Origin of the sequence: Collinsella sp. 4_8_47FAA (genome assembly GCF_000763055.1) — a bacterium.
Taxonomy (GTDB): Bacteria; Actinomycetota; Coriobacteriia; order Coriobacteriales; family Coriobacteriaceae; genus Collinsella.
On sequence record NZ_KN214142.1, the window covers coordinates 1 to 2,375 of the forward strand.

Here is a 2,375-nt window from a genome sequence, read left to right on the forward strand (position 1 = left end):
TGTTAGCGCCGGAATAATTTAGCCAAATATAGTCGGCCGAGATTGACCAATCCCGGCCGACCCATTTTAGCCAACACGCCCGCATCTATGACTTTCCTATCGCATTCCTACATCCCCTCGGGCTGGATCCCCCTCACCTTCACCGCCTGGGGGACGGCCTCCACCGAGTAGGTGTCAAGCTCCCTGCCGCGGTAGCTCGGGCCCCGCATCACGAACACCGACGCCTTGTCGAACAGCCTGTCGAGGGCGCAGAGGAGCGTGTCGTCGCCCGTGAAGAACTCATCCCACCCGCTCGGGGCGATGTTGCTCGTGAGGACCATCGCGTTCGGCCCCTCCTTCTCGTAGCGCCTGTCGACGACATCGAAGAACAGGTCGGTGCACGGCCTGTCGTAGACGCATCTCCCCACCTCGTCAATGATGAGGCACGACGGCTTGACGAGCGAGGAGACGACCCGCGAGGTGTTTCCCCGCTGGACGGCCTTCTGGAACCTGTCCCTGAGCTCGGTCGCCTTTATGTAGTAGGTCTTGAGCCCCCGCATGCAGCACTCGCGCCCGTAGGCCTGCGCGAGGTGCGTCTTCCCTATGCCGCCGGGCCCGACGAAGGCGACGTTGCGGTGCGCGTAGAGGTCGGCCAGCGACGGGAGCTTGCCCAGCGCGGCCGCGTCCCGGCCCTGGATCCTGGAGAAGTCGAAGCCCTCGAAGGTCTTGGGCTCGCGCCTGGGCAGCCTGCTCAGCCTCAGCAGCGTCTCGATGGAGGCGAGCCTCCTCTTCTCCGCAAGGTAGGAGAAGGTGGCTGCCACGGCGGCCATCTCCCCGTCGCCGAGGTCGAGGTCCGAGGCGAGGGTCGCGAGCTCCTCCGCCCCGACGGCGATCCCGAGCCTCGACGCGGCGTCGCTCGCGAGCTCGTAGGGGCTCGCCCCCGCGCCCGCCATCATTCGGCCCTCCCGAAGTCGAACCTCTCGAAACCGGGTTTCGTCCTGGGCGGGGCGATTTGCTCGACCACGGTCCCCACCGGCTGGGTCGGCAGCTCCTCGGGCTGCGCCGGCGATGTCTCCCACTGCCCCTCGCACCAGCTGTCGGCGCCGGTGCCGACGGCGTGGGCGACGAGCTCGCGGGAGAGGTCGTCGCTGTATATGTGCACCACGCGCCCCTCCCGGTTCACCCTGCACTCGCGGCGGACGTACCAGTAGGGCACGCCGTAGCGGTGCCCCTCGAAGCTCACGAAGCCGTCGAAGGAGATCTTCCGGCGCGGGCACAGGTACCGCTCGACCTCGGCCGTGACCTCGAGCGGCCTGGTGTTCGCCGAGCACGCCGCCTCGTGCTCGCGCATCGGGACGCATGCCGCCGCGCGCCGCCAGCGGCCTCCCTGCTCGGCGCACCAGAGGGCGGCCTCCCGGTTGAGGGCGTCAAGGTCGGTAAAGGACCTTCCCGCGAGGAAGTTCCCCTTCACGAAGCGGACGAGCCTCTCCACCTTGCCCTTCGTATAGGGGTGGCGCGGCCTGCACAACCTGGTGCGGAAGCCGACGACGCCCATGAACTCGGCGTAGTCGGCCTGCCAGACGGGCCGGCCGTCGGCATCGCGGCGGACGACCACGCTCTTCATGTTGTCGGTGAGCACGGTCGCGGGCACGCCCAGCGCCGAGAACGCGTGCAGCATCCCGATGAGGAGGTTCTCCTGGCGCGCGTTCGGGAAGAACTCGACGTGGGCGCCCCCGCAATGGTGGCAGACCATGGCGAAGCAGGCGATCCGCGCCCGCTCCCCGCCAGGGCGCTCGACCGCGACGAAGCCCCAGTCCATCTGGTAGGCCTCTCCGGGCGCCGTCCTGAAGCGCTGGCCGCGGCAGCCCTGCGGGGCCGCCTGCCGCCTCTTCGCGGGCACGAGGTCCCGGTGCGCGGCGATATAGGTCTTCACCGTGGTGAGGCCGCCGGCGTAGCCCTGGCCGAGCAGCCGCTCGAATATCACCTGCGAGTTGGTGACGCCCTTCCGCAGGAGGTCGTCCACCAGGCCGGTGTGGCCGGCGAGCACGCCCGGCGCGGCCCTCCTCCCGCTGTTCCCGTGGGGCAGGGCCCTGAACCCGTGTGCCCTGACCGTCCTCGCGCGGGAGCGGGTGAGCCCCGTCCTCCTGCAGAACTCCGCGAGGTTGCATGCCTGCGGGTCGAACCCGTCGCCCTCCTCCGCGGCCATCTCCCGGAGCGCCGCGTCTATAATCTCCTGTAGGTCATCGTGTCTCTCGTTCACCTCAATGGTCCTCCTAACGCCGGCGTGTTGGCACCACCAGCGTAGTGGCGGCGGGGAGGCACGGTGGCCATTATTCGGTGACCGGGATTGGTCAAAATAGTTTGACTATTAGCGGCTAAAATCGCCCGGCGCTAAC

2 protein-coding genes are annotated in these 2,375 nt (G+C 68.3%); both read right to left on the reverse strand.

What is annotated here, in order from left to right:
• Positions 1–107: 107 nt before the first annotated feature.
• Entirely contained in the window at positions 108–935 is an 828-nt protein-coding gene (locus HMPREF9463_RS10085; protein WP_035138953.1) for an ATP-binding protein, read from the reverse strand.
• A complete protein-coding gene (gene istA, locus HMPREF9463_RS10090; protein ID WP_035138955.1) occupies positions 932–2,239 on the reverse strand; it encodes an IS21 family transposase in 1,308 nt (435 codons plus the stop codon). Before istA ends, HMPREF9463_RS10085 begins: the two co-directional genes overlap by 4 nt.
• Positions 2,240–2,375 lie beyond the last annotated feature (136 nt).